At 54.8% G+C, this 1,001-nt stretch carries 2 rRNA genes; both read right to left on the bottom strand.

The features are described 5' to 3' along the window. Window positions 1-13 precede the first annotated feature (13 nt). A 5S ribosomal RNA gene (rrf, locus tag ACX9OW_RS20730) occupies window positions 14-128 on the bottom strand. Between the two features lie 126 nt (window positions 129-254). Continuing rightward, a 23S ribosomal RNA gene (locus ACX9OW_RS20725) occupies window positions 255-1,001 on the bottom strand; the annotation flags it as partial.

Below are 1,001 nucleotides of genomic sequence, written 5' to 3'. Positions count from 1 at the left end.
TTTTGGGTATAAACCCTGGCGATGACCTACTCTCGCATGGCTTGAGCCACACTACCATCGGCGCAGCTGCGTTTCACTTCCGAGTTCGGGATGGGATCGGGTGGTTCCACAGCGCTAATTTCACCAGGGAGGCTTTTGGAGAGTCGCACTCGTCCCGATGGGACAAGGCGCCAGCCTCGCATAGTTCTTGTGACGTAGCGTGCACTTGGATGCTCTTACGACGTTGTCGTAAAGCCAAGGCAACTTGAGGTTATATGGTCAAGCCGCACGGATCATTAGTATCAGTTAGCTCAATACATTGCTGTACTTACACACCTGACCTATCAACCACGTAGTCTACATGGTTCCTTCAGGGGGCTTGTGCCCCGGGAGATCTCATCTTGAGGCGCGCTTCCCGCTTAGATGCTTTCAGCGGTTATCGCTTCCGAACATAGCTACCCGGCAATGCCACTGGCGTGACAACCGGAACACCAGAGGTTCGTCCACTCCGGTCCTCTCGTACTAGGAGCAGCCCCTCTCAAATCTCCAACGCCCATGGCAGATAGGGACCGAACTGTCTCACGACGTTCTGAACCCAGCTCGCGTACCACTTTAAATGGCGAACAGCCATACCCTTGGGACCGACTACAGCCCCAGGATGTGATGAGCCGACATCGAGGTGCCAAACACCGCCGTCGATATGAACTCTTGGGCGGTATCAGCCTGTTATCCCCGGAGTACCTTTTATCCGTTGAGCGATGGCCCTTCCATACAGAACCACCGGATCACTAAGTCCTAGTTTCCTACCTGCTTGATCCGTCGATCTTGCAGTCAAGCACGCTTATGCCTTTGCACACAGTGCGCGATGTCCGACCGCGCTGAGCGTACCTTCGAGCTCCTCCGTTACTCTTTAGGAGGAGACCGCCCCAGTCAAACTACCCACCATACACGGTCCCCGACCCAGATAATGGGCCCAGGTTAGAACGTCAAGCACGACAGGGTGGTATTTCAAGGATGGCTCC

The organism is Stenotrophomonas genospecies 5, assembly GCF_054473825.1.
The sequence above is the reverse complement of the archived record's forward strand: the minus strand, read 5'-3'. Positions and strand labels throughout refer to the sequence as shown.